The 25,457-nt window shown below is 62.5% G+C and carries 21 protein-coding genes; 4 read left to right on the top strand and 17 right to left on the bottom strand.

Annotation, left to right across the window (positions count from 1 at the left end):
- Nucleotides 1–40 precede the first annotated feature (40 nt).
- From ASD83_RS12270 to ASD83_RS12320, 10 genes are all read right to left on the bottom strand, one after another.
- Nucleotides 41–1,642: a GMC family oxidoreductase gene (locus tag ASD83_RS12270; RefSeq protein WP_056311243.1), complete on the bottom strand. Its 1,602-nt coding sequence runs from the start codon at nucleotides 1,640–1,642 to the stop codon at nucleotides 41–43.
- A complete protein-coding gene (locus tag ASD83_RS12275; RefSeq protein WP_056311245.1) occupies nucleotides 1,632–3,149 on the bottom strand; it encodes an FGGY-family carbohydrate kinase in 1,518 nt (505 codons plus the stop codon). The genes ASD83_RS12270 and ASD83_RS12275 overlap by 11 nt, the downstream gene beginning before the upstream one ends.
- Nucleotides 3,142–3,981, bottom strand: coding sequence for a class I fructose-bisphosphate aldolase (locus tag ASD83_RS12280; RefSeq protein ID WP_056311247.1), 840 nt, complete (start codon nucleotides 3,979–3,981; stop codon nucleotides 3,142–3,144). The genes ASD83_RS12275 and ASD83_RS12280 overlap by 8 nt, the downstream gene beginning before the upstream one ends.
- Nucleotides 3,972–5,702 carry a glycerol-3-phosphate dehydrogenase/oxidase gene (locus ASD83_RS12285; protein WP_056311249.1) on the bottom strand — a complete coding sequence of 577 codons (1,731 nt, stop codon included), beginning with the start codon at nucleotides 5,700–5,702 and terminating at the stop codon, nucleotides 3,972–3,974. The genes ASD83_RS12280 and ASD83_RS12285 overlap by 10 nt, the downstream gene beginning before the upstream one ends.
- A 57-nt stretch (nucleotides 5,703–5,759) precedes the next feature.
- A complete protein-coding gene (locus tag ASD83_RS12290) occupies nucleotides 5,760–6,755 on the bottom strand; it encodes an aldo/keto reductase (protein WP_056311251.1) in 996 nt (331 codons plus the stop codon).
- Complete coding sequence (locus ASD83_RS12295; RefSeq protein WP_035081407.1) at nucleotides 6,745–7,722, bottom strand: sugar-binding transcriptional regulator; 978 nt, start codon at nucleotides 7,720–7,722, stop codon at nucleotides 6,745–6,747. The genes ASD83_RS12290 and ASD83_RS12295 overlap by 11 nt, the downstream gene beginning before the upstream one ends.
- 27 nt (nucleotides 7,723–7,749) lie before the next feature.
- Nucleotides 7,750–8,673: an ABC transporter permease gene (locus ASD83_RS12300; protein WP_035081953.1), complete on the bottom strand. Its 924-nt coding sequence runs from the start codon at nucleotides 8,671–8,673 to the stop codon at nucleotides 7,750–7,752.
- Between the two features lie 65 nt (nucleotides 8,674–8,738).
- The gene (locus ASD83_RS12305) at nucleotides 8,739–10,265 is read right to left on the bottom strand and encodes a sugar ABC transporter ATP-binding protein (RefSeq protein WP_056311253.1); all 1,527 of its coding nucleotides are present in this window, start codon (nucleotides 10,263–10,265) and stop codon (nucleotides 8,739–8,741) included.
- Nucleotides 10,266–10,342: 77 nt separating this feature from the next.
- A complete protein-coding gene (locus ASD83_RS12310; RefSeq protein ID WP_056311256.1) occupies nucleotides 10,343–11,359 on the bottom strand; it encodes a substrate-binding domain-containing protein in 1,017 nt (338 codons plus the stop codon).
- Nucleotides 11,360–11,683: 324 nt separating this feature from the next.
- The gene (locus tag ASD83_RS12320; protein WP_056311260.1) at nucleotides 11,684–12,565 is read right to left on the bottom strand and encodes a LysR family transcriptional regulator; all 882 of its coding nucleotides are present in this window, start codon (nucleotides 12,563–12,565) and stop codon (nucleotides 11,684–11,686) included.
- A 93-nt stretch (nucleotides 12,566–12,658) separates the two neighbouring features.
- Here ASD83_RS12320 and ASD83_RS12325 point away from each other — a divergent pair, with 93 nt between their 5' ends.
- A complete protein-coding gene (locus ASD83_RS12325) occupies nucleotides 12,659–14,155 on the top strand; it encodes a CoA-acylating methylmalonate-semialdehyde dehydrogenase (protein WP_056312388.1) in 1,497 nt (498 codons plus the stop codon).
- Nucleotides 14,156–14,167: 12 nt separating this feature from the next.
- On the opposite strand, the gene ASD83_RS12330 is transcribed toward ASD83_RS12325, so the two are convergent.
- From ASD83_RS12330 to ASD83_RS12350, 5 genes are read right to left on the bottom strand one after another with little or no spacing between them, the layout of a single operon-like run.
- On the bottom strand, nucleotides 14,168–15,247 hold the full coding sequence (locus tag ASD83_RS12330; protein ID WP_056311262.1) for an ABC transporter ATP-binding protein: 1,080 nt from the start codon (nucleotides 15,245–15,247) through the stop codon (nucleotides 14,168–14,170).
- A 5-nt stretch (nucleotides 15,248–15,252) separates the two neighbouring features.
- Nucleotides 15,253–16,146 carry a carbohydrate ABC transporter permease gene (locus ASD83_RS12335; protein WP_056311264.1) on the bottom strand — a complete coding sequence of 298 codons (894 nt, stop codon included), beginning with the start codon at nucleotides 16,144–16,146 and terminating at the stop codon, nucleotides 15,253–15,255.
- Complete coding sequence (locus ASD83_RS12340) at nucleotides 16,146–17,090, bottom strand: carbohydrate ABC transporter permease (RefSeq protein WP_082561148.1); 945 nt, start codon at nucleotides 17,088–17,090, stop codon at nucleotides 16,146–16,148. Before ASD83_RS12340 ends, ASD83_RS12335 begins: the two co-directional genes overlap by 1 nt.
- Nucleotides 17,083–18,306, bottom strand: a complete 1,224-nt coding sequence (locus tag ASD83_RS12345) for an ABC transporter substrate-binding protein (RefSeq protein ID WP_056311266.1) — start codon at nucleotides 18,304–18,306, stop codon at nucleotides 17,083–17,085. Before ASD83_RS12345 ends, ASD83_RS12340 begins: the two co-directional genes overlap by 8 nt.
- Before the next feature lie 47 nt (nucleotides 18,307–18,353).
- Complete coding sequence (locus tag ASD83_RS12350) at nucleotides 18,354–19,301, bottom strand: sugar phosphate isomerase/epimerase family protein (protein ID WP_056311268.1); 948 nt, start codon at nucleotides 19,299–19,301, stop codon at nucleotides 18,354–18,356.
- Nucleotides 19,302–19,517: 216 nt separating this feature from the next.
- On the opposite strand from ASD83_RS12350, the gene ASD83_RS12355 reads away from it, so the two are divergent.
- The 3 genes from ASD83_RS12355 to ASD83_RS12365 are packed head-to-tail and all read left to right on the top strand — an operon-like array spanning nucleotide 19,518 to nucleotide 23,667.
- Entirely contained in the window at nucleotides 19,518–20,597 is a 1,080-nt protein-coding gene (locus ASD83_RS12355) for a LacI family DNA-binding transcriptional regulator (RefSeq protein WP_056311270.1), read from the top strand.
- Nucleotides 20,594–21,979, top strand: a complete 1,386-nt coding sequence (guaD, locus tag ASD83_RS12360) for a guanine deaminase (RefSeq protein WP_244489161.1) — start codon at nucleotides 20,594–20,596, stop codon at nucleotides 21,977–21,979. Before ASD83_RS12355 ends, guaD begins: the two co-directional genes overlap by 4 nt.
- Nucleotides 21,980–22,011: 32 nt before the next feature.
- Nucleotides 22,012–23,667, top strand: coding sequence for an FAD-dependent oxidoreductase (locus ASD83_RS12365; RefSeq protein ID WP_056311273.1), 1,656 nt, complete (start codon nucleotides 22,012–22,014; stop codon nucleotides 23,665–23,667).
- Here the strand turns inward: ASD83_RS12365 and ASD83_RS12370 are convergent.
- Nucleotides 23,664–24,425: an ABC transporter ATP-binding protein gene (locus ASD83_RS12370; protein ID WP_056311275.1), complete on the bottom strand. Its 762-nt coding sequence runs from the start codon at nucleotides 24,423–24,425 to the stop codon at nucleotides 23,664–23,666. The two genes, ASD83_RS12365 and ASD83_RS12370, sit on opposite strands and share 4 nt — an antisense overlap.
- Nucleotides 24,422–25,399: a FecCD family ABC transporter permease gene (locus ASD83_RS12375; protein WP_082561247.1), complete on the bottom strand. Its 978-nt coding sequence runs from the start codon at nucleotides 25,397–25,399 to the stop codon at nucleotides 24,422–24,424. Before ASD83_RS12375 ends, ASD83_RS12370 begins: the two co-directional genes overlap by 4 nt.
- Between the last annotated feature and the right edge of the window lie 58 nt (nucleotides 25,400–25,457).

A 25,457-nucleotide genomic window follows, 5' to 3' on the forward strand; every position in this document is an offset into this window, starting at 1 on the left:
CGAGGCCGCCACCGCCCCGATACATCTGCCGAGATCGTCTCTACCGGCCGGCCCTCAACAGGTCGGCCGCTTTTTCGGCGATCATGATGACGGGGCTGGCGGTATTGCCGGAAACGATATGCGGCATGATCGAGGCGTCGATAATGCGCAGACCCTCGCAGTCCTTGAGGCGCAGATCGGGGGTGACCACGGCCTCGGCATCGACGCCCATGCGGCAGGTACCGACGGGGTGGAAGATGGTGGTGGCGATATCGCCAATGCTGTGGAGCAGATCGGCGTCGCTCGCGATCCGCGGGCCGGGCAGGATTTCTTCGGGGCGATAGCGCGCAAGGGCCTTGGCAGTCATGATGCGGCGGGCCTGCTGCACCGAGCGGACGGCAACCTGACGATCATGATCGGCCGAGAGATAGTTCGGGCGAATATCCGGCTGCACCGTGGGATCGGTGCTGGTGATGTGCACGCTGCCCGTACTGTGCGGCCGGAGGTTGCAGACCGAAACGGTAATGGCCGGAAAATCATGCAGCGGTTCGCCCAGACGGTTCGTCGAGAGCGGTTGCACGTGATATTCGAGATCAGGCGTTTCGAGCGAGGCGTCAGATTTGGTGAACATGCCGAACTGGCTCGGCGCCATGGACATGGGGCCGCTGCGCATCAGGGCGTATTGGAGCCCGATCTGCGCCTTGCCCAGGGGACTATGGAACAGCGTATTGAGCGTGCGGGCGCCAGTGACGCGATAGACGGTGCGGATCTGCAAATGGTCTTGCAGGTTTTCGCCGACGCCACTCATGGCATGCTGCACAGGAATGCCGTGGGCCTGCAACACGTCCGGACGGCCGATACCTGAAAGTTCGAGAAGTTTTGGGGAATTGATGGCGCCGGCCGCGAGGAGGACTTCGCGCCCTGCCCTCGCCTCGCGGAGTTGGCCACCTTGGCGGAACCGGACGCCGACGATGCGGCGGCCTTCAAGGATCAGCGACTGGGTTTCGGCCTTGGTGATGAGGCGCAGATTTGGACGTTTCAGGGCGGGACGCAGGAAGCCACGTGCGGTGTTCCAGCGGCGGCCGCCGGCCTGGTTGACCTCGAAAAGCCCGGAGCCTTCGTTGTTGCCGTCGTTAAAATCTGCGCGCGGCAGGATACCGAATTCTTTGGCGCCTTTTTGCACGGCTTCGAGAATGTCCCAGCGGAGGCGCTGGCGCGACACTTTCCACTCGCCGCCAGAACCGTGCATGCCCGTTTCACCGCCGTGGTGATCTTCCGACTTGCGGAAATAGGGCAAGACATCGTCCCAGCCCCAGCCGACATTGCCAGCCTGGCGCCAGCGATCATAGTCCGCCGCCTGGCCACGCATATAGATCATGCCGTTGACCGAGGTGCAGCCGCCTAAAACCTTGCCGCGCGGATAGACCAGCGAGCGGCCATTGAGGCCGGGCTCGGAGGCAGTCTTCATCATCCAGTCGGTGCGCGGATTGCCGATGCAATAGAGGTAACCCACGGGGATGTTGACCCAGTGGTAATTGTCGCTGCCGCCGGCTTCGAGCAGGAGCACGCGGTTGCGCGGATCTTCGCTCAGGCGGTTGGCGAGCACGCAGCCCGCCGTGCCCGCGCCGACGATGATATAGTCATATTGGCCGTCAATCTGCATGCGGGGGCTCCGCCAGCGCACGCCAGGCAATTTGGCTCGCCGCGTTGAGTTCGGTCCAGGCACGGTAGCGCCTGTCATAGTGCCGGCCCATACCGGCTTGTGGCCGGTAGGTTCTTACCGGCCGGGTCATTTCGGCGGCGGCCACTATCTCGTCGGGATAGATGCCGACGCCGATGGCGGCCATCATGGCGGCACCGAGCGCGCCGGTTTCTCGCGCTTCGGCGACGGTGACGGGCACGCCAAGGCCATCGGCGAACATTTGCGGCCAATGGGGCGAACGGGCGCCACCACCCGATAGCACGGCCTGCGACAGGCCGACCCCGGCATCGGCGAGGACACCGATATGGCGGCGATGCTCGAACATGACGCCTTCGAAGAGCGCGCGCAGCATGTGGCCTTCGCCATGCCAACCGGCAAGGCCGAAGAAGCCGCCGCGATAATGTGCGCCGAGCCGGCCGCCATAGATAAAGGGCTGGAACAGTGGATCATCGGACGATGGCGTAGTTTCGCCCACGAGCGCATTGACGACGCCGAAGGGATCGTCGTGATGATGGCCGCGCTCGATGAGGGTGCGAACATACCATTCGAGATTCGCCGCGGACGTGGCACTGTTTTCCATATTGGCGTAGCGCGATGGGCCATAAGCGGCGACCATGAACACGCGATCATCCTGCACCGGGATATCGGAAAAGACCTGATTGATCGACCAACTGCCCGCGACGACCGAGGCCGAGCCCGGCAGTGCCGCGCCTGACCCCATGGCGGAGGCGACGACGTCGAAGAGACCGGCGACGACAGGAGTCCCGGCGGCAAGGCCGGTTGTTGCGGCCGCCTCAGGCGTCACGGCGCCGACAATAGCGCTCGGCTGGTGCAGGGCGGGCAGCAAGTGGCGGGCGTCTTCGAGGCCGTAGAGGCGCAAAAGCTCGTCGTCATATTCGGCCTCGGGCAAACGCAGGAGACCGGCCCCGGACATGTCCGAAATGTCGGTGGCGAGCGTCCCGGTCAGGTGCCATGTCAGAACGTCCTTGGCATAGAGCAAGGTGCCGGCCCGGGCGTAGATTTTGGGGCGGTTCTGCTTGAGCCAGGCGAGAAGCATCGGCGTCTGCGAGGGCCAGGGGCGTTGGAGACAGATGGCATGGAGCGCTTCGCCGACTGCGTCATCTGTGGCAGCAGCAAGCGCGGCGGCGCGGCTGTCGAGAGACTGGATGCCCAGCAGCGGCTGATTGGCCCGATCGAGGAGATAGAGGCCGTTGCCATGGCCGGCCGTGCCGATGGCGGCGATCTCTGTGGGGTCGATCCCCGCGGTTTCGATGCAACGGGCGATGGCGACCTGGGCATTGTTCCAGAGTTCGCTGACGGAGCGCTCCACCATGCCGGCGGCAGGCTTGTGGGTCGCGCCATCGAGCCCATGGGCGGCGATCTGGCGGCCGGCGAGATCGAAGAGCACGGCCTTGATGACGGTATTTCCGGCGTCGAGGCCGAGAAGGTAGCGTTGCGGATTAGCCATTGTACACGTCCCAGGCTTGCTCGCCGCTGGCGCCCTGATGAATGATCGCCATCAGGGCGGACACGACCGCGCGCGGATTGGCATGCTGATAGATATTGCGCCCATAGACCATGCCCTTGGCGCCCTGCCCCATCAAGCGGGCCGACTTTGCGAGCACGGATTTGAGGTCTTCCTTGCCCCCGCCGCGCACCAGAACGGGCACACGGGCCGCCTCCACCACCTTGTGGAAATCATCGGGATTGTCGGTAGGGTCGGCCTTGATGATGTCGGCGCCCATCTCGGCGGCGAGGCGCACGAGGGTGACGATCTTCTCGGCATCGCCATCGACCTGATAGCCGCCTCGGATGTCATTGGGGAGCATGACCAGCGGTTCGATCATCAGGGGCATGCCGTATTTATGGCAATCGGCGCGCACGCGGCTGATATTGGCGACGCATTGACGGAACAGCTCGGGCTCGTCTGGCAGCATGAAGAGATTGACCACGACGCAGGCCGCGTCCATTTCCAGCGCGCCGATGATGGGCTCGTCGTGGTTCTGCAGCATGGACCACATCACCTTGTGGCGCTGGGCATTATAGGGATTACCCATATCGATGCGCATGACCAAGGCGGGCTTGTCCTTGCCGGGTCGCGCTTGCAGTAGGTCGGCCTGGCCATAAGCCATCTGGATGGCATCGGGCCGTGCATCGACCAGGGCATCAACGACCCCGGCCATGTCTTCGAGACCGGGGAGAAAACTTGGTTCGTTGCAGACGCCGTGGTCGATGGCGACATCGAGGCAGCCGCCATTGGTAAACAGACGGCTCATTCGGGCCCTGCTGCTCACGCGCATGGCTGTTTCCTTTCCTTGGTCCTCAGCGCCAGCATGTCTGCGGTGACGCCGTGGTAGGTTTCGAGTTCGTTGGTGAGCCGGGCGATCTGCGCGGCGGTTTCGGTGGCACTCCAGCCGAGTTCGGTGGCGGCGACATCCGCGATGGCAGCGATGCGGCCGGCGGAGATCGCGCCGGTGATGGCGAGAGGCAGGCGGCGGAGCACGAGATCGGAGAGGTCGGCGACGTGCTCATGTCGGGTGAGGAAGACGATCTCGGCAAGGGTCAGCGTGGTGCCGGGGTCGAGCGGTTCGTCGTCAGTACGGGCGCGGCAAAAGGCGAGAACGTCTTCGGCGCGGGAGCCGTAGAGGTCGACGAGGCGGGTGGCGCGATCTGTCGTGATGCCGTGGTACGAGGTCAGGTGCTGGACGAGATCGGCCGGGTTCTTGGGGAAATTTTCTCCGCCGCCGATGGGAAGGGCGAGAGTGTCGGCGAGGCGCTCCTGGCCGAGGGCTTCGAGAACCGCGTCGGCGGTCTGTTCGGCAAAGGCGCGGAACGTGGTCCACTTGCCGCCGACCATGCAGAATTGCGGCACGTCGCCGTCAATGCGGTGTACGAAGTGGCCGCGGGAGATCCGCCCCGTGAACTGCTGGTCACTGCGCGGCAGCGGGCGGATGCCGCTGAAGCTGAAAACGACCTGTTCGGATGTGATTGTCAGCGCGGGGAAAACGCCGCGCAGGGCGCCGATGATGTAGTCGCGTTCTTCGTCCGTACAGGCGACGCGCTCGGCGCCCTCGACGCGGATATCGGTGGCACCGGCAAGCACGTGGCCGAGATAGGGAAAGACGATGCAGACGCGGCCGTCGTCGTTCTCGAAGAAGATCATGTGCCCGCCCAGCGCTTCGAAAAGCGCGGGGTTGTCGAGCACGATATGCGAGCCCTTGGTGCCGGAGACGAAGTTTTCGTGGTCTTTTTCGGCAGCGCCGAGGGCGACGAGGGATTCGTCGAGCCAAGCGCCGGTGGCGTTGACCATGGCGCGAGCCGAAACAGGCAAGCGGCGGTCAGTCAGCTTGTCGAGAAGGACAAAGCCGCCGTTTTGGGGCACCAGTTCGGCGTAGTTGAGGGCGAGGCTTTCCGGCGCGAGGCGCTTGGTGTCGAGCACGAGCTCGAGGGCCAGGCGCTCGGGATAGCTGATCCAGGCGTCGTAATAGGTGGCTGAATAGGTGAGGCGCGGCGTGAGCTTAGGCCAGGCGGCAAACGTTTCGGCGGCACTGCGGAAACGATGGGGCGGCAGGACGCGCCGGTTGCGCGTAGTCCAATCGTAGAGCGAGAGGCCGATCTTGATGGGTACGGCACCGCGCGGGGAAGGCCGGCCGGAAAAGCCGAGGAAACTCGCCGCACCATTGAGGAGGCCGGAAAAGACCGAGGTGATCGGCACAGTGGTGGGCAACGGCCGCACCATGTGGGGCGCGTTGGCGAGCAAGGCATCGCGTTCGCGGAGGGATTCGCGGACGAGAGAAAACTCGCCGTTTTCGAGATAGCGCAAGCCGCCGTGGATCATGCGCGAGGGGGCGGCGCTGCAGCCGGAGGCAAAATCGTTGCGCTCGACGAGGAGCACGCGCAGCCCCTGCAGGGCCAGCTCGCGGAAGACGCCGATGCCGTTGATGCCGCCACCAACGACGATGACGTCGAAGGCACCATCGGCACCAATCTGTTCGAAACTGTCGCGGCGTTGTTGAGACAATAGAGTACCCCTCGCTGTCTCGCGACAGCGTTGAAAAGTTCGGTTCTTCGGGTTCGATCAGGCGGCGAGCTGGACGAGTTGCCTTGTGACGGCCTCGCTGATGATGGTGATCTCGTCCGGACTCAGTTCAATTTCCGCGGCCCCAGCATTTTCGCGCGCCTGGCTGACATTGCGCGCGCCGCAGAGGGCAAAGGTGATACCCGGCTGCCTGATGGTCCAGGCGATGACGATCTGCGACGGTGTCGCGGCATGGGCCTCCGCGATACCGGCGATGTCGGCCATCAGCCGCGCGACCTTTTCGCGATTGCCCAGCGAGAAATGCGGGTCGGTGCGGCGCTGGTCGTCGCCGGAGAACGCGCGGTCGGGACCGACCTTGCCGGTGAGGAGGCCCCGCGACAGCGAGGAATAGCTGAGAACGGAAACGCCGTGCTCACGACAAAGCGGCAGCAGCGTGCTCTCGATACCGCGGCGGGCCATGGAATATTCCTCCTGGATCGCGTCGAGCGAACCGGTGGCGACATAGGCCTTGAGGTCGGCCTCCGAGACATTGCTGGCGCCGATGGAGCCAATCTTGCCCTGCCGCTTGAGCTCGACAAGGGCGTCCATGGTTTCGGCAATCGGCGTCGTCGGGTCCTGCCAATGGGTGATGTAGTGATCGATGTGATCGGTGCCGAGGCGGCGGAGGCTCTGTTCCACCTCGTAGAAAATTGCGTCGCGACCGAGATAGCGGTGCACGGGCTTGCCGTCATAGTCGAAGAAATGATGGCCCTTGGTGGTGTGCCAGACGAGACCGCATTTGGTTGCGAGCACCACCTTATCGCGGCGGCCCTTGATGGCGCGGCCGACAAGTTCTTCGGCAAGGCCCTGGCCATAGGCTGGGGCCGTGTCGATCAGGGTTATGCCGGCATCGATGGATGCCTCTATGGCCGCGATGGACTCGGATTCTTCGGTGCCGCCCCACATCCAGCCGCCGATGGCCCAGGTGCCAAGGCCGATGGCCGACGCTTTAATGCCGGAGGTCCCGATCTCTCGCTTGTTCGCATCAGGCGACATTCTGTTTGCTTTCCATCTTGTCGAGTACGCCGGCCGCGGTTTCTTCGTCGAGCACGAGCGAATTGAGGTAGTGACCGCGCAGCGCTGCCCGGATCGGCAGGACTTTTTCGGCGCCGGCCGCAACGCCGATGACCTTTGGGCAGCCGGCGAGATCGCCGGGCGACAGGGCCACGAGGCGTGAATTGAGGGCGTAGTCGGCGACTTCGCCATTTTCGCCGATGAGATGGGCGAGGAATTCAGCGACGACGCCACTCTTGGTCAGGCGCTCACGGTCAGCCGTCGAGTCGGGATGAAGGTCGTAGTAGCTCGAACCCGGCGTCTGGATAGAGCCGATGCCGACGAGGGCAATGGCCGCCTTGCGGGCAAGCTGGAAGGCTTCCTTGACCGAGCCCAGTTCCATCAGCATGTCGCGCTGCTCGATGCTTTCAGCAAAAAGCGGGGCGTGGACGAGATGAGTGCTACCGCCCAGCCGTTCGGCGAGGCGCGAGGCCAGGTGATTGACGTCGGTATAGTATTTGCCCTGCACGCCGCCGGTGAGCGGCACGACGGTGACATCAAAGGTCCGTTCGGGGTCGAGATTGTCGACCACGGCGCTGACCGCCTTGCCGCCGGTGATGGCGATGACGTCACCATCGCGCAGCGATTCCAGCAATTGATTGGCGGCGGCACGGCCGACCTGTTTCAGGGTCGTATCGAGATTGCCCGAAACGGTGGGCGTGACCACGGCACTGCCGAGGCCGGCAGCCTGGACAAGCAGGCGTTCGATTTCGACGAGCCGCTGGAACGGGGACTCGATTTCGATCCGCACCATGCCCTGCTTGCGCCCCTGGGCGATCAACCGGTTGACCTTGGAGGTCGACAGGTTCAGAGCCTCGGCGATATCGGACTGCTTATGGCCCTCGAGGAAGTGCATCACGAGCACGGTGTAAATCTGGCGCGTTGCTTCGAAGTCGCTGTTTTCGGTCATCTCGTCACCCAGTCGCCTGAACATGGATCACCTGCGCCGCTTGCTGAGATAGTGGTCGATGGTCACGGCAGCGAGCAGGATCGATCCTCGGATAATGTCCTGCCAGTAGACCGATACGTCGAGCAAGGCGAGCGAACTGGAAACCACCGAAAGGAGGATCGTTCCGAGGATGGCGCCGAAAATGGTGCCCGAACCGCCCGAAAGGCTTGCTCCGCCGATCACCGCCGCGGCGATCACGTTGAGTTCCATGCCGACGCCGAAGGTGGGCTGGGCCGAACCGAAGCGCGCCATGTAGATCACCCCGGCAAAGCCGCAGAGGGCCGAGCACAGCGTCGTGGTGAGGAAGATGACCTTCTTGGTGCGGATGCCGGAATAGGCGGCCGCCTTCTCGTTGCTGCCGGTGTAGAAAACCTTCCGGAACATGGTGGTGCGGCGCAGCATGAAATCGAAGGCGACGACCACGACCACGAAGATCACGATGACGACCGGAATGACGCCGATCGAACCCTGGCCGATGAATTTGAACTCGGGTGGCAGCGTGAAGAGGCCGAGCGGGCGACCACCGGTGCCGAGGAGACAAGCGCCACGGGCAATCACCATGGCGGCCAGCGACACGATGAAATGATGGAGGCCGACCTTGGTGACGAAGAAGCCCATCAGCGCGCCGATGGCGGTGCAGGCCAGAATGGCGATCAGCGAGGCTGTCCAGGGATCGACACCATTGAGGAACAATAGGCCCGCAATGACCATGGCAAGTGCCGTGACCGAGCCGACCGAGAGGTCGATGCCGCCGGAAATAAGGAGGATGGTCATGCCGACCACCACGATGCCTTCCACCGCGAAGGCCATGGCCATGGCCCGCATGTTTTCCCAGGTGAGGAAATAGGGCGAGGCAAAGGACATCGCGGCGAAAAGCGCCAGGATGATCAGGATCAGCCCGATTTCGCGCATGCCGGCGAGGCGCTTCCAGCCGGAGCCGGCCGTCTTGCCTGCTTCCGCTTCAATGGTCTGCGTGATCATAGTCTTGCTCCCCCGGCCCGCGCCCGTTCGGCGTCTATTGAGGCCAGATACATGATATTCTGTTCGGTCATGGCGTCGCCCGAGACCACGCCATTGATGCGGCCTTCGCGCACCACGAGGACGCGATCGCAGACGCCGATCAATTCGGGCAATTCGGACGAAATGACCACGATGCCGACCCCGGCATTGGCGAGGTCGCGCAGGATGCGGTGAATCTCGAGCTTGGCGCCGACATCGACGCCGCGCGTCGGCTCATCGAGAAAGATCACTTTCGGATTGACCGAGAGCATCTTGGCGATGGCCACCTTCTGCTGATTGCCGCCGGAAAGCGCGGATACCGGCTGGCCGACATGGCCGCATTTGAGATTGAGGCGCCGGCCGAGATCGCTGGCCTGCTGGTTCTCGCGCCGCTGATCAATGATGCCGCCCTTGCTGACGAGGCCGAGGCGCAGCGCCGAAACATTGGCGGCAATGGACATATCGAGGAACAAGCCATCGCCTTTGCGGTCTTCGGAGAGATAGACCAGCCCTTCCTTGATGGTCTGCTGGTAGCGGCGGGTATCAAGCGGCTTGCCTTCGAGACGCACCGTGCCGCTGGCGGTTTCGTCGATGCGGCAGATACCTCTAACGATTTCGCTGCGTCCGGCACCGATCAGTCCGCCAAGACCAAGAATCTCGCCGCGATGGAGCGAAAAGTTCACATCGGAAAAGAGGCCGGGGCTCGAAAGACCTTCGACTTCGAGAATGGCTGGTGCCGCAAGGCTGTCGCCCTGGAATTTGGCTGGGTAACGATTGTCCACCACGCGGCCGACCATGGCATTGACGATGTCGGTGGGCGTCGTCTCCGCCACCTGATGGGTGACGACATATTGTCCATCGCGAAACACCGAAACCCGGTCGCAATGACCAAAAATTTCGGCCATGCGGTGCGAAATATAGATGATCGCGATACCCTCAGCGGCCAGCCGATGCATGATGGCGAAGAGGACCGTGGCTTCCTTTTCGGTCAGGGCGGCCGTGGGCTCGTCGAGGATGAGCACGCGGCAATCGAGCGTTAGGGCTTTGGCGATCTCTACCAGCTGCTGCTGTGAAATCGAGAGGCTCCGCACGAGGGCCAAGGGATCGATGTCGCCAAGCCCGGACAGGATGTCGGCGGCGCGGCGATGCAGCCCCGCATAGTCGACCAGAAGTGAACGGCTCGCATTGGTCGCGGCCATAAAGATGTTTTCGGCAACGGTGATATCAGGGCAAAGGGCAATTTCCTGATGCACGAGGCCGATACCGAGGCGCTGGGCGGCGGCGGGCGAGGCGATGCGCACCGGTCGTCCGTCAAGAATGATCTCGCCGCTATCGGGCTGCAGAATGCCGTCGATGATGTTCATCAGCGTCGATTTGCCGGCGCCGTTTTCCCCGGCCAGCGCATGGATTTCACCACGCCGCAGCTCGAACTGCACATCGCGCAGGGCCTGGATGGAACCAAAGGCCTTGCTGAGACGGCTCACCTTGAGAATGACATCGGACATGGCTGCAACTCGCGTTGTTCCTGTGGCCTGCGCCAAACCCATTGGTTCGGCGCAGGCGGCTCGTCGGGAAACGAGGATCAGTTGGGATCGCGGCCTTCCATGTAGACGCCGAGATCGAAGGAGTCGGCGTTTTCCTTGGTGATCACGGCAAAGCCATTGTCCACGAAGGGGATCTGCATGGGGTTGTAGCCCGACACCTTGTAGTCGTTGAACGGGTCGAACATGTCCGAATGGGCCGCCATGAAGGTGGCAACGAACCCCATAAAGCCTTGAATGCCCTGGTTGGGATTGAGCGCCATGTGGATATTGCCAGCCTTGATGTGTTCGAGCGTCGTCGGGGTGACGTCGGCATGCATGATCAGCACGTCGGCCTTGGCTTCGAGCACCGCGGCAACGGCGCCTTCGGCAGAGCCCGCTTCGGGGATCCACATGGCGTCGAGCTCGGGATTGGCCTGGAGAATGGAAGCGGTGGCGCGATAGGCCGCGTTGCTATCCTGATTGGTGGCCTGGCGGCCGACCAATTCCATATTGGGATAGTGCTCTTCCATATAGGAAATGAAGGCGGTCACGCGAAGGTCGTGATTGCTCTGGCCTGGGTTTTCGAGCACGGCATATTGGCCGGCATCGCCGACCTGCTTGACGATCTCCTCGGCCGCAAACTTGGCCTCGGCAACATTGTCCGAGGTGACATAGGCGGTGCGGTTTGAGTTCGGCGAATCCGCCGCGAAAGTCACGATCTCGACGCCACCCTCGATGGCGCGGTTGATCGGCTCGATGAACGGGTCCGCCTGCATGGGATGGAGCAGAATGCCCGCCGGCTTCTTGATCAGATCCTGTTCGAAGGAAGCGATCTGCTTGGCAATGTCATAGTCGGGCGTGCCGGAAAACACCGTTTCACAGCCCATGGCCTCGGCGGCCTGCTTGAACCCCTGATAAACCGGCACCCAATAGGGGTGCGCCGAAACCATCACGTTCATGACGTAGGTTTCGCCCGGCTCACACTGAAAACCAGCCTGAGCATACCCCACCCCTGCCCCGCCAAGGCTGACGCCGACCAGCAAGGCCGCGCCCAGCGCGCTCTTCATCATGCGCATTCGTTCTCCTCCTCAGGATCACTGCCAGCCTCCCGCCAGCAATTTTTCCCATGCGTTGATATTTGTTCCAACGCCCTATCGATAGCGGAGGGTTTTGGGCGCCGTCAAGCGTTTTGCATTATTTTTCTTTTGCTGAAATTTATTTCATTCAAGGGAGCGCGGAAGTGGTGGCGAGCGAGGTCGGTGCCGTTGGCCGGGAGGAGTCGAGGGGCCTGACCTTGGCCCATTCCGGGGTGTCATTCCCGCGAAAGCGGGAATCTCTGTTTTCAGAGGAGATCGCCGCTTACGCGGGATGACACGGCAAAAAAGCCAAACACCGCTGGCTCAGGGCGCAAAGATCGCTCGGTCTCGGGCGACGAGTTCGCTAAGAAACTCCGAGACAATGGCGACGCGGCGGGAGCCGCGCAGGTCTTCGTGCCAGACGGTCCAGTAGGAGCGGGCGAGCGTATGTTGGGGAAGAACAGCCACAAGGTCCGGGGCGCGACGGGCCATAAAAGTGTGCAGGATGCCGATACCGGCGCCAGACCGCACCGCCTCGGTCTGGCCCATGGCCGACGAGACAGCGATGGTCGAGCGCCATTCCTTGTGGAACTCGGCCGTATAGTCGAGCGAGGCCGAAAAAAGCAGGTCCTCCACATAGCCCACGAGCCGGTGCTGCTTCAGCTCATCAAGGTTTTGAGGATGACCGTGCAGCTGCAGATAGGACGAGGCGGCGTAAAGCCCCAGCGCATAGTCGGTGAGTTTTCGGGCGATCAACCGACCTTCCCGGGGCCGTTCCATGGTCACCGCTATGTCGGCCTCGCGGCGAGAAAGCGAAAAGGTGCGAGGCACCGGGACAAGTTCCACGCGCAAACGGGGATGGCGCTCGGCCAGTTCATGGAGACGCGGCGCGAGAAAGGCGACACCAAAGCCATCGGGCGCGCCAATACGCACCGTGCCTTCGGCATCGCTGTCAGCGCCCGCAAGGCCGCGCGCTGCAAGACCCGCGCTCTCCATCGCCTCAGCATGAACGAGAAATTTTTCGCCATATTCCGTCAGTTCGGCGCCCTGGGTGTGGCGGCGCAGGAGCACGCTGCCAAGGTCTTCTTCGAGGGCCGTGAGGCGCCGGGCGACTGTCGCGTGATTGAGGCCCAGGGCCCTGGAGGCCCCAAGAATCTGGCCGTGGCGCACGACCGAGAGAAAGATGCGAACGTCGTCCCAGTTCAATTGACTACACTTTCCGCACAACGGATGCGAATTTTTGAGCGTTGATGTGCATCAATCATATTGCGAATGCTCCCTGACACCAAGGAGATATCCATGCGCAAGATTGGCCACTTCATCGACGGCGTCGAAACAGAGGGCGAGGCCGCGGGTTTTCAGGGCGTTTTCAACCCCGCGACCGGCGAAGTGCAGGCCCAGGTGGCGCTGGCGAGCGCGAGGGATCTTGAGGCAGCCGTCGCCTCAGCCGCGGCAGCGCAACCGAAATGGGCGGCGACCAATCCGCAGCGCCGGGCGCGCGTCTTTTTCAATTTCGTTGGCCTGATCAACCGGCACATGGACGAACTTGCCGCGCTGCTATCGAGCGAGCATGGCAAGACGGTGGAGGACGCCAAGGGCGACATTTTGCGCGGGCTGGAAGTGGCGGAATTTGCTGCGGGCGCGCCGCACTTGCTCAAGGGCGAGTTCACCGATGGCGCGGGGCCGGGTATCGACATGTATTCGATGCGCCAGCCGGTCGGCATTGGCGCGGGCATTACCCCGTTCAACTTTCCGGCGATGATCCCGCTCTGGATGCTGTCGCCAGCGATTGCCGCGGGCAATGCCTTTATCCTGAAACCCTCGGAGCGTGATCCTTCGGTTCCTGTGCGCCTGGCTCAATTGGCTATCGAGGCAGGCCTGCCGAAGGGCATTCTCAACGTGGTGCATGGTGGCAAGGACACGGTCGATGCCATTCTCGCCCATCAGAAGATCGAGGCGATCAGCTTTGTCGGATCGACACCGATCGCCCGCTATGTCTATGGCGCGGCGGCGGCGCAGGGTAAGCGCGTGCAGGCTTTCGGCGGGGCCAAGAACCATATGGTCATCATGCCCGATGCCGATATGGAAAAGGCGGCCGATGCGCTGATCGGGGCTGGCTATGGCTCGGCCGGCGAGCGTTGCATGGCGATCTCGGTGGCCGTGCCGGTGGGCGCCGAAACGGCGGACCGCATCATTGCCGCGCTCAAGCCGCGCGTCGAAAGGCTCAAGGTCGGCCCGGCTACCGACAAGGCTTCGGACATGGGGCCGGTCATCACCAAGGCGAGCCTCGAGCGGATCAAGGCGCTGATTTCAAGCGGGGTAAGCCAGGGCGCCGAGCTGGTGCTGGATGGTCGGGACCTGTCGCTCCAAGGCTATGAAAACGGCTATTTCGTCGGCCCAACGCTGTTCGACCGCGTGACGCCCGACATGGATATCTACAAGGAAGAGATTTTTGGCCCGGTGCTGAGTGTGGTGCGCCGGAACAACTATGAGGATGCGCTGCAACTCGTCATGGACAATCCCTATGGCAATGGCACCGCCATCTTTACCCGCGATGGCGACGCGGCGCGGGATTTTGCGGCGCGCATCAATATCGGCATGGTCGGCGTCAATGTGCCAGTGCCGGTGCCCCTTGCCTATCACAGTTTTGGCGGCTGGAAGGCCAGCGCCTTTGGCGATCTCAACCAGCACGGCACGGACGCGATGCGGTTCTGGACGCGGACCAAAACCGTCACGGCGCGCTGGCCCAGCGGCATCAAGGACGGCGCCGAATTCCAGATGCCGACCATGGCCTAAAGCGGCGCGCCGCTATGGCAGCCGCTGTCCGGTATCTTGATCGAAGAAGGATGCGTTGGCGAGGTCCAGACCCAGAGTGATCCCCTCGTCAACTTGACCCGGGAAATCACCGGCCACGCGGGCGCTGAGAAGATTTTCGCGCGCGCGGCACCAGATGACTGTTTCGGGGCCCATCGCGTCAATGACGCTGATGGTCGCCTCGATCTCGGCGAGGCCAGACCCGGCACCGACAATGATCTGTTCGGGACGCAAGCCGGCGACCACTTCGCGCGGCTCGGCGGGGAAGGCTTTGCCGGGGAGATCGAACTCTCCCAAGCTCGAGCGGAACAGGCTGCCGCCATCGCTACCAAGCAAGGTCCCCTTCAGCAGGTTCATGGCCGGCGAGCCGATGAAGCCGGCGACGAACAGATTGGCCGGCCGTTGATAAATTTCCCGCGGGGTAGCGAGTTGCTGAATCACGCCATCGCGCATGATCGCGATGCGATTGGCGAGCGTCATCGCCTCCACCTGGTCATGGGTCACATAGATCATCGTGGACGCCAGTTCGTGGTGGAGCTTCTTGATTTCGACCCGCAATTCGGTGCGCAGTTTTGCATCGAGATTTGAGAGGGGCTCATCGAAGAGAAAGATATCGACATCACGCACCAGCGCGCGGCCGATGGCGACACGCTGGCGCTGTCCGCCTGAGAGTTCGGATGGACGGCGCTTGAGATAGGGGTCGAGTTGCAGGATGGCGGAGGCACGGGCCACCCTTCGAACGATCTCGTCCTTGGGAACGCCGGCCACCGTGAGGCCAAAGCTCAGATTTTTCTCCACGTTCATATTGGGGTAGAGCGCATAGGACTGGAACACCATGCCGATGCCGCGGTCCTTGGGATCGGCCCAGGTCACATTGCGCTCGCCGATCCAGACTTCGCCTTTTGCCAGGTCGGTGAGCCCGGCAATGGCATTGAGCAGGGTGGATTTCCCGCAGCCCGAGGGCCCCAGCAGCACCAGAAACTCGCCCGCAGCGATTTCGAGATTGAGGTTTTTGACGACGGCGGTCGCCCCATAACCGATATCGACCGAGCGCAAGGAAACTGGAACGGGCATGGATATCAACCTTTGACGGAGCCGGCAGTGATGCCGCGGACGAACCAGCGGCCCGAAACGAAATACGCAACTAGCGGCACGAGGGCAGTCAGCACCGTCGCGGCCATGTGCACGTTGTATTCGCGCTGGCCGGTAGTGGTGGTGACGATGTTGTTGAGCTGCACGGTCATGGGGAGATTGTCGCGACCGGCAAAGACTAGGCCGAGCAGGAAATCGTTCCAGATGCCGGTCATTTGCATGAGGCCGGCGACGATCAGCATGGGCAGCGACAAAGGCAGCATCAGCGAGACGAAGATGCGCCAGAACCCTGCCCCATCGACCCGCGCCGCCTTGAACAGCTCCACCGGGATCGAGGCATAATAATTGCGGAACAGCAGCGTCGTCAGCGGCAGGCCGAAGACGACATGGACGAGCACGATGCCGGCAAGCGAATTGTAAAGGCCCAGCATGGCGGTCGCCCGCACCATGGGAAAGAGGAAGATCTGCAGCGGAATGAAGCCGCCGATGGTGATCGCGGCAAAGAGAATCTTTCCACCCGGAGGCCGCCAGAAGGAGAGGGCATAGCCGGTGACCGCGCCGAGGAGGACGGAGAGCACGGTTGCGGGAATGGTGATCTTGACCGAGTTCCAGAAGCCGGCGCTGACGCCGGTGCAATTGACGCCCGCGCAGGCGCTCGACCACGCCTTGATCCAGGCCGACCAATCGAACAGGTGCGGCAGAGAGAAAATCTGCGCCGAGCGGATTTCCTCCATGCTTTTGAACGAGGTCACCAGCATGACATAGGCCGGCAAGAGGAAGAATAGCGCGGCGATGACGAGGAAGGCGTAGAGCCCCAGACGGGCCGGGGTCACCTTGTCGGGCCGCGGACCATTGGCGCTTTGGGGAAAAGGATCACGCATCAAATGGTCCCCGCACGGCGGCGCGCCCAGATGTCACGGGCATAGAGAATGGGAATGGTGACGGCCATGACGGTGGCCAGCATCACAGTAGCGCCGGCCGTCGCAAGGCCGAGGTCCTGACGGGCAAAGAGGCTGTCCATGATGAATTTGGCCGGCACTTCGGTCGATTGGCCCGGGCCGCCATTGGTCAGCGCTACGACGAGATCGAAGGTGCGGACGGCGCCCATCGTAAGAAGCATGAAGGCCGTGGCAATCGATGGGCCCAGTTGGGGCAGGACGATCGAGATATAGGTCCGCCAAAGCGGAATGCCCTCAATCCGGGTGGCGCGCCAAAGATCAGCGTCGATGCCGCGCAACCCTGCGAGCATGAGCACCATGACGAGGCCCGCGCTCTGCCAGATCCCCGCCAGCGCGACGGCATAAATGGCCATGCTCGATTTCGTGGTCCAATCGAAGGTGAACCAGGTCCAGCCGGCGGCGCGCATGGTCGCCTGGATGCCGATTTCGGGGTTCATCAGCCATTGCCACATGAGGCCGGTGACGATGAAGGACAGCGCATAGGGATAGAGGAAAACCGTGCGCCACATGCTTTCGAAGCGAACGTGGCGATCGACGGCCACGGCGAGCAGAAATCCGACGACCAGCGCGCCGACCACATAGACGACGCCGAAGGTAAGGAGGTTCTGGATCGAGATGGTCCACCTTGCCGTGCCGAACAAGCGCTCGTATTGCGCCAGGCCGACGAACTCGCTCGATGGCAGCATGCGCGAATTGGTCAGCGACAGCTGCACCGTCCAAATGGTGGTACCGAGATAAACCAGCAGGATGATCAGCCAGGCGGGTGTCAGCGCCGCAAGAGCAGCTACCGGCAGGCGGAGCCTGCCGGTAGCCCGGGTACGAGCCGGGCTGGACGCGGGAATGCGCGCAGCCGGTTGATCAACCATTGGCGAAGGCCGCCTTGTACTGCTCGATGAAGCTTTCAACGCTCATCGAGGGATCGGCGAAATAGGCGCCCACGGCATCCTTGAAGCCGCCATTGATGGCCGGCGACAGGGTCATGGCCGCGTCGAGGACGATCTTGTCGGCTTTGACGAGGCCGATGGCCTCCTGGGCGCAGACGTCGAAACCGCTGGTGTCGATATCGGTGCGGATCGGCACCGAACCCTTGATCACCGAGAATTCGGCCTGGACCTTGGGATCGAGGACGACCTCGGCGAGGAGTGCTTGCGCGGCGTCCTCATCGGCATTGCCGGTCTTGGGGAAGCTGAAAGCGTCAGCCAGCGTGATCAGGGAGTCGCTGCCCGGAACGAGGGCGCAGCCATAGTCGGTGCCGGCGACTTCCCCGGCGGTCGAGAACTCGCCTTTGATGAAGTCGGAGAGCAGCTGCACGCCGGCTTCATCCTTGATCACCATGGCGGTCGCGTCGTTCCAATTGCGTCCGGGGGCACCAGGATCGACATAGTCGCGCAGCTTGCCGAAGGTTTCGACGGCCTTGGTGAATTCAGGCGTGTCGATGACCGACAGGTCCTTGTCGGTGTAGAGCTTGGTGAAGGCGGCATCACCAATGGTCGAGAGCACGACGCCGTGGAAGACGATGCCTTCCTGCCAGGACTGTCCGCCCCAGGCGATCGGGGTGAGGCCGGCGGCCTTGATCTTGTCCATGGCCGCAAAGAATTCGTCCCAGGTCTTGGGGGCTTCGGCAATGCCGGCCTTTTCGAACACGGGCTTTGAATAGAACATCCAGTTGCCGGCATGCATGCCGGTGGGGGCCATGTAGACCTTGCCATCGACCGTGATCGCGTTGAGCACCACCTGCGGCACGACGCCGGCGGGCACGGCGGCATGGAAGGCCGCATCGACGTCGTTCATCAAGCCCTGGGCGATCAACTCGGTCACCTCGGGGCCGGCGACGGCGGTCTTGGCGGTCGGAGGATCGCCGGCGAGGAGCCGGCTGATATAGGCAGCATTGGCGCTTTCAAAGCCGGCGACAGACCAGTCGACCCACTTGCCGCCCCGGGCGGTGAAAGCATCGACGATCACCTTGACGGCCGCGGCTTCGCCGCCCGAGGTCCAGGAGTGGGCAACTTCGGCCGTGAGGTCCTGTGCCTGGGCGGTCGAGACCAGCAGCAGGGCCGTGAGGCCTGGGAGGAGTAGACGCATAGAGTAGTCCTTCCTTGAGAAGCGCGAACCGAGCGGGGCCGCCTGGTTCAGCCGATGATGGGGAGCAAAGCGGTCTCGACGAACTGCCGTGAAGCGATCATTTCGGACAGGGGATCGGCGGCAGCATCCAGTTCGAGGACGGCCCAGCCGGAAATATTGTGGTCGCGATACATGCGCGCCCAGGCAGGCCAATCGACGCGCCCTGCCCCGAGCCGGCAGAAGAACTCCTGGTGGCTCTCGTGAATGCCCGCATCGATCGGAATGTCGAATGGCATGACGCCGGTGGCGTCTTTCCAATGCGCGACGACGAGCCGCTCGATATGGCGCGTGGTGACCGCAACCGGATCGGCCCCAGAGCCGAGCAGATGAGCGGCATCAGGACAGAACCCGACATAAAGCGGGTCGGTCGCGAGCATGAAGAGATCGACGTCGCGACCGGTGCAGAACACCGAGTGCGCTTCGGTGTGGAGCGCCAGCCGGACACCTTCGCGCAGCGTCATGGCGCCCAATTCGTTGAGGACTTCGCCGAGGCGTTGCGCATAGGCAAGGTCGACAAAGAGCGGATTATCGGCGTCGCGAGTGCGGCGCATCGGCAGACCGACAACCATGGCATCGCCGCCACAGGCCTTGATCACTTCGGCATAGCGTTTGGCGAGGTCGAACACCTTCGCCCGCACGGCGGGATCAGAGATATCGCTGCCATGTTCGAGATCGGCAAAGAAGCCGCTGGCCAGTGTCAGGCCGCGCTCGCCCATCGCATTGGAAAACCCTTCGGTCGACCCAAAGGTCTTGAGCGCGTGTTGCCAATTGAACGGCGAGAAAGTCGGCTCAATTCCGGACAAGCCTGCGGCGGCAACGGTGTCCAGCATTTTATGCCAGAATAACTCCGGATTCTTATCGGCCAGTTCAAATATTTCTTGATGACTATTCACATTCCAGAATTGCGGATGAAAGAATGTAACAAGGTCAACGGCAAGATTTATTTTACCAGACATCAGAAAATAGAACTCCGTCTCGCAAAAAGGCGAGTATCGATACCCGTTTTAATTGACCTATGGGTCAAATTGCGGTTGGCAATCGATTGCCAATGAAGTATTGATTGCATATGGCGTTTTCCTGCGCAAGCGCAAAAAATGCCATTCAATTAAGCAGCACTATGGGTTTGACCGTGCTGGCTTTTTGTCGGCAAGAAGGCGGAAGGAGGTGAAGCAATGACCAAAAAAACAGCGCCAGAGCGCCCCTACGCCCCATCGATTGCCGATGTCGCGCGCGAGGCCGGCGTGGCGGCGTCCACCGTCAGCCGCGCCCTGACAAAGCCCGGCCGCATTGCCGAACCGACGCGCCTCAAGGTCGAGGCTGCCGCCCGCAAACTGGGTTACGCCGCCAATCAGGCCGCCCGGAACCTGAGGATCAGGCAGACCCGCACGATCATGGTCGTGCTGCCGGACGAACTTTATATCGGCGCCTCGCAAACCGTTCTCGAAGTGCTGCGATCCGCGGCCGAAGCCCTGACGGCAAAAGGCTATTCGCTGGTGATCGCCAACGTATCGCGCGAGGCCCAGACCGACGAACACATCCTGTCGCTGGCCTTTGGTGGGACGATTTCGGGCGTGTTGCTGATGGCAACGCCGATTCCCAGCATCGGTGAGCGTGACTTGCTGCAATCGGGCCTGCCGGTGGTGTCGCTGCATTTCGACATGAGCGGGCAGAACATTCCCAGCGTCATCAGTAACGACCGGGAGGCCATTGGCGAAGCGGTGACCGCCCTCGCGGAAATTGGCCACCGCCGCTTTGCCTATATTCACGGCCGGAAAGACAATTACCACGACATCGAGCGCTTGCGTGGCGTCACGGAGGCTTTGGTCCGGGCTGGCATTTCCCCCGCGACGCTGGAGACCATGCAGGGCGATTTCAGCTTCACCGGCGGCATCGATTCGGGCGTGCACTTCCTCTCGCTTTTGCCTGAAAATCGCCCGACCGCGGTGCTTTGCGCCAATGACGATACGGCCATCGGCTTTATCAAGACGGTGATCGACAGCGGCCTCAGCGTGCCGGGCGATGTATCCGTGGTCGGGTTCGACGGCGCCGCCGTTGGAGCGTTCATGACGCCGAGCCTCTCGACCGTCCAGCAATCCACTGCGGAGATGGGCCGCCAAGCCGTCGATCTGGTGACGGATATGGCGCTCGGCGACCTGCCCTCGCCGCCGCTGCGGACCGAAATCCCCTGCCAACTCATACTGCGCCAAAGCGTGCGCGCCCTGCCGCCTCGCTCGGGAGACCAGACACCGTGACGAACCCATCTGCACTGCAAGATCAATCCGCGTTCGAGCGCGCCGTGATCGGCACATTCTTTCATGCGCCGACGCCGCAAAAGCTCGAAGTGCTGGCGGATGTGATGATCGTCATCAGCCCCGTGGGCGAAATCACCGCCATCATTGGGCCGGATCATCCCGACCGCCTCGCCATGGAGACAAAGCCTGACATAGCGCGCATGCCTCCGGGTACCTATGTTCTGCCCGGCATGGTCGATCTCCACGTCCACGCGCCGCAATATCCCCAGCTTGGCCTCGCGCTCGATGAACCGCTCGAAGTCTGGCTGACCAAATACACCTTCCCCCTCGAGGCGCAGTATGCCGACCTGGCCTTTGCCAACGAGCGTTACACGACGCTGGTGGATGACCTCCTTGCCAGTGGCACCACCACCGCACTCTATTTTGCGACGCAGGATCGCGAAGCGACCAAGCTCCTGGCCGATATCTGCATCGCGAAGGGCCAGCGGGCGCTTGTCGGCAAGGTGGTGATGGATGATCCGGCTGCGTGTCCGGAAAATTATCGCGACGAAAGCCCCGTGGAAGCCATCGCGGACACCCGCGCCGTCATCGATCATATCCGTTCGCACAAGGACAATGCCGGCGCCCGCGTTCTGCCCGTGATCACCCCGAGGTTCATTCCCTCCTGCACCGATGAAGCTTTGCAGGGCCTTGGCGCTCTGGCAGCTGAATGCGGGTGTCATGTGCAGACGCATTGCTCGGAAAGCGACTGGGCCCATGGCCATGTGCTTGAGCGTTTTGGCATGACCGACGCGGCGGCACTCGACAGCTTTGGGCTGCTGACGCGCCACACCGTGTTGGCGCATAGCAATTTTCTGACGGCCGATGACATGGATCGGCTGGCCCAGCGCGCCAGCGGCGTCGCCCATTGCGCGCTGTCCAATATCTATTTCGCCAATAGCGTCTTTCCGCTGCGCGCTGCGCTTGAGCGCGGGGTGCATGTCGGGCTGGGAACCGACGTCTCCGGTGGCCCATCATCCTCGATGTTCAATGCCTGCCTCACCACCGTGCAATCCTCGCGCATGCTCGAAGAAGGTGTTGATCCCGCCCTGCCTGCCGAGCAGCGTGGGCGCAAGGGATCTGCGGTCAGCCTCGTCACCGCCTTTCACCTCGCGACCGCCGGCGGCGGCATTGCCCTTGATCTGCCGATCGGCAGTTTTGCGATCGGTCAGCGTTTCGACGCTATGGCGATCGATACGACAACGAACGAGGGCGGCATTCGTCTCTTCGGCCTGTCCGACCCTGCCGCCATTTTCGAGAAAATCCTCTACGGCGCGACCCGGGCCAATATCGAAACCGTCTGGGTCGATGGCCGTGTCGTCGCCGGCCAGGCGCCGGCCTGAACCTATTCTTCCTCCTTCGAAAGCCACTCTCTATGTCTGCAGTTCACTACGACGCCATGATCATCGGCTCTGGGCCCTCCGGCTCTTTTGCGGCGAAGGAGCTGACGGCCCATGGTCTCAAAGTCGTGCTGATCGAGGCAGGACCTGAAATCGGTCCCAAGGATTTCAACGCAAACAAGAAAATACGGCAGTCTGACATCAATCTGCGCCAGCGCGCCAAGGCGACGCTGACCGGCCAAAGCGTGCAATCGCGCGCCGTCTATTTCGATATGCGCATGCGCCATCTCTTCGTGAATGACCGCGAAAACCCCTACACCACGCCAAGGGACGCGCCTTTCGCCTGGATCCGCAGCCGGCAGGCGGGCGGGCGCAGCCATGTGTTCGGGCGGTGCCTGCTGCGCTGGACCGATGACGATTTTCGGTCGCACAGCCGCACCGGTAAGGGCGAGGACTGGCCGGTCGATTACAACGAGATCGTGCCATATTACGAAGAGGTCGAGAAAAATCTTGGCATCTATGGTCGGCAGGACAACGTCCCGACCCAGCCCGACAGCATCTATAGCCATGAGGCCAAGCTGACGCCGGCCGAAGAGCTGTTCAAGATGGACCTCGAAAGCAAATGGCCGGAGCGAAAGGTCATCTCCTGGCGCTATATCGGCCCCGAACCGACGCGGGTCTTGCGGCCGCTGCGCGATGCCATTGCCAGCGGTAATCTCGACATTTTCTACAATACCATCGCCCGCCGCGTTCTTACCGACCCAGCAACGGGCCGCGCGACCGGGGCGGAAGTGATCGATACCCGTACCGGCGCAACCTCGACGATCAATGCGTCGGCCGTGGTTCTATGCGCCTCGCCGGTCGAAAGCATAAGGCTCATGCTGAACTCGGCCTCGGCAAAACACCCCGCGGGTCTCGGCAATAGCTCGGGCCTCCTGGGGCGATATTTCATGGACCAATTGCCCTGCGTCGCGACGGGCAGCTTCCCCAAAGCCAAGGGCGCTGCGCCCGCCGACACGGCCCCCGCCGACCCATTCTATGGCCCCTCCGGCGGCATTTTCGTGCCGCGTTTCGTCGGTGAAAATGGGCAGGCGGCAAGTGATTTCAACTATCAGGGCAGCATTGGCCGCTATCCCACCAATCGCGCCGGCGACGCACGCCTGTCGTTCTTCGGCTTTGGCGTCATGCAGCCCGATTTCGACAATCGGGTCTCGCTTGACCCCAAGGTCAGGGATGCCTGGGGCATTCCCGCGCCGCATATTCGCTGCAAAATGGGCGAAACCGATCGCGCAACGCTCGGTCGCGAAGTCGAGATACTGACCGAAATGGTCGAGGGCACAGGTGGCGAACTCGAATATGTCGGCTCCCCGCTCGGGCTCATCGAAAAGGGCCCCGGCGCCTATCCCGAGGCCAACCCGCTCAGCCGCTTTCTGTTCCGAAAAATGTTCACCAAGACCATGATCATGGGCGCGGCCATTCATGAAGCGGGCGGCGCGCGCATGGGATCGGCCCCGGACAATTCGGTGCTGGACCAATGGAACCGCAGCTGGGACATCCCCAACCTCCTGGTCACCGACGCAAGCGCCTTCCCGACGAGCGGCATTGCCGGAACGACGCTGACCATCATGGCGCTCACGGTGCGCGCCTGCCGGCGCCTCGCATCCGAACTTTCGGCGAAGCCGGGGCACTAACGCAAAAAGTGGATATGCGGCCTACCGTGATGGGGCGAGCGTTCTACCCTCGCCTCGACGCGGAAAACATCCCGCAGCAGTTGTTCGGTCAACACCTCTTCGGGAGCGCCATGCGCCACGACCCGCCCTTTTTGTAGGACCACCAGACAATCGCAGAACATGGCGGCATGGTTGAGATCGTGCATGGCGATGATAGAGGTCAGCGAAATGTCCGAGATCAGCCGCAACAGGTCCATCTGGTGCTGAATGTCGAGATGGTTGGTGGGCTCGTCCAGCAGCAGTTCGGTTGGCGTTTGTGCCAGCGCCCGGGCGATGTGCACGCGCTGACGCTCGCCGCCTGAGAGGCTCTGCCAATACTGTTCGCGCCGCTCGCCCATGCCGACGCGCTCAAGTGCGGAATCAACCGCCGCATCGTCCGCCCTGGTCCATCCGCCAAGCGGAGAATGGTGCGGAATGCGGCCAAGCCGGACCACGTCGCGCACTTTTACGGCAGCCTCGGTATTGGCGTGCTGTTCAACAAGGGCGACGCGCCGTGCAATGGCGCCGCGGCCGAACTGCCGCAATTCCTTGCCATCGAGCGTCACTTGCCCGGCATGTGCTTTGCGGAGGCCCGCCAGCAAACGCAGCAACGATGACTTGCCCGAGCCATTGGGGCCCAGCAAGCCCAGCATCTTGCCCGGTTCGGCCCGGAGCGACACGCTATCGACGATCGTGGTCTGCCCGATCTTCCAGGTCAGGTTCTCGGCGGCGATGGTCATGATACACGCTGCGAGCGATAGAGGATGACGGAGAAGAAGGGCACGCCGACGAGCGCCGTAACGACGCCGATCGGCAGCACCTGCTGGGGCAGAACGGTGCGCGAAACGATGTCGGCGAGCACCATGAAGATGGCGCCGGCCACGGCACAGGTCGGCAGCAGCCGGAAATGCGATGGTCCGACAATGAAGCGGGCAGCATGCGGCACGACGAGACCGACAAAGCCGATCGACCCGACCATGGAAACGATGGTTGCCGTCAACAGGGCCGTGACGGCAAAGAGGATAACCCGGACGGCATCCACCGGAATGCCGAGCGAGGCTGCCGCATCGTCGCCGAAAGCAAAGGCGTCGAGCGCCCTGGCGAAATACATGCAGACCAGAAACCCGATAATCACAACAGCCAGCGCAAGCTGAAATTCGGGCCAGCGCACCCCACCAAAGCTGCCGAGCAGCCAGAACATCACGTCACGCGCCTGCTGGGCATTGCCCGAAGTGCTGACGATATAAGAGGTCAGCGCATTGAACAGCTGGCTGGCGGCAACGCCGGCAAGGATGGTCTTGCCGGCACCGGCACGCGCGCCGTTCGAAAGCAGGGCCACGAAGACGAAAGAGGCCAGAGCGCCGACAAAGGCCCCTATCGAGAGGGTCACGGCGCCCGCGCCAAGGCCCAGGATCATGATCGAGACCGCGCCGGTCGAGGCACCTGCCGAGACGCCGAGCACATAGGGTTCAGCCAGATTATTGCGGAGCAACGACTGCAGAACCGCGCCACAGAGGGCCAGTCCGGCGCCGCAACAAGCCGCGACGAGCGCCCGGCTCAGGCGGTAGTCCCAGATGACGCTTTGATGGATGGGGTCGAGCGCGACACTTGTCCATCCCAGCCGGTTGGTCACGGCAAAATAGGTCGTATCGAGCGGAATCGACATTTCGCCAATGCCGGTGCCGGCCGCGATGGCCAGCAACAGCAGGATCATGGAAAGCAGAAGGAACAGGCCGAGACCGGCCCGTTCCCCAATTTGCCGGTTCAGCAGG

Source organism: Devosia sp. Root685 (assembly GCF_001427875.1).
Taxonomy (GTDB): domain Bacteria; phylum Pseudomonadota; class Alphaproteobacteria; order Rhizobiales; family Devosiaceae; genus Devosia.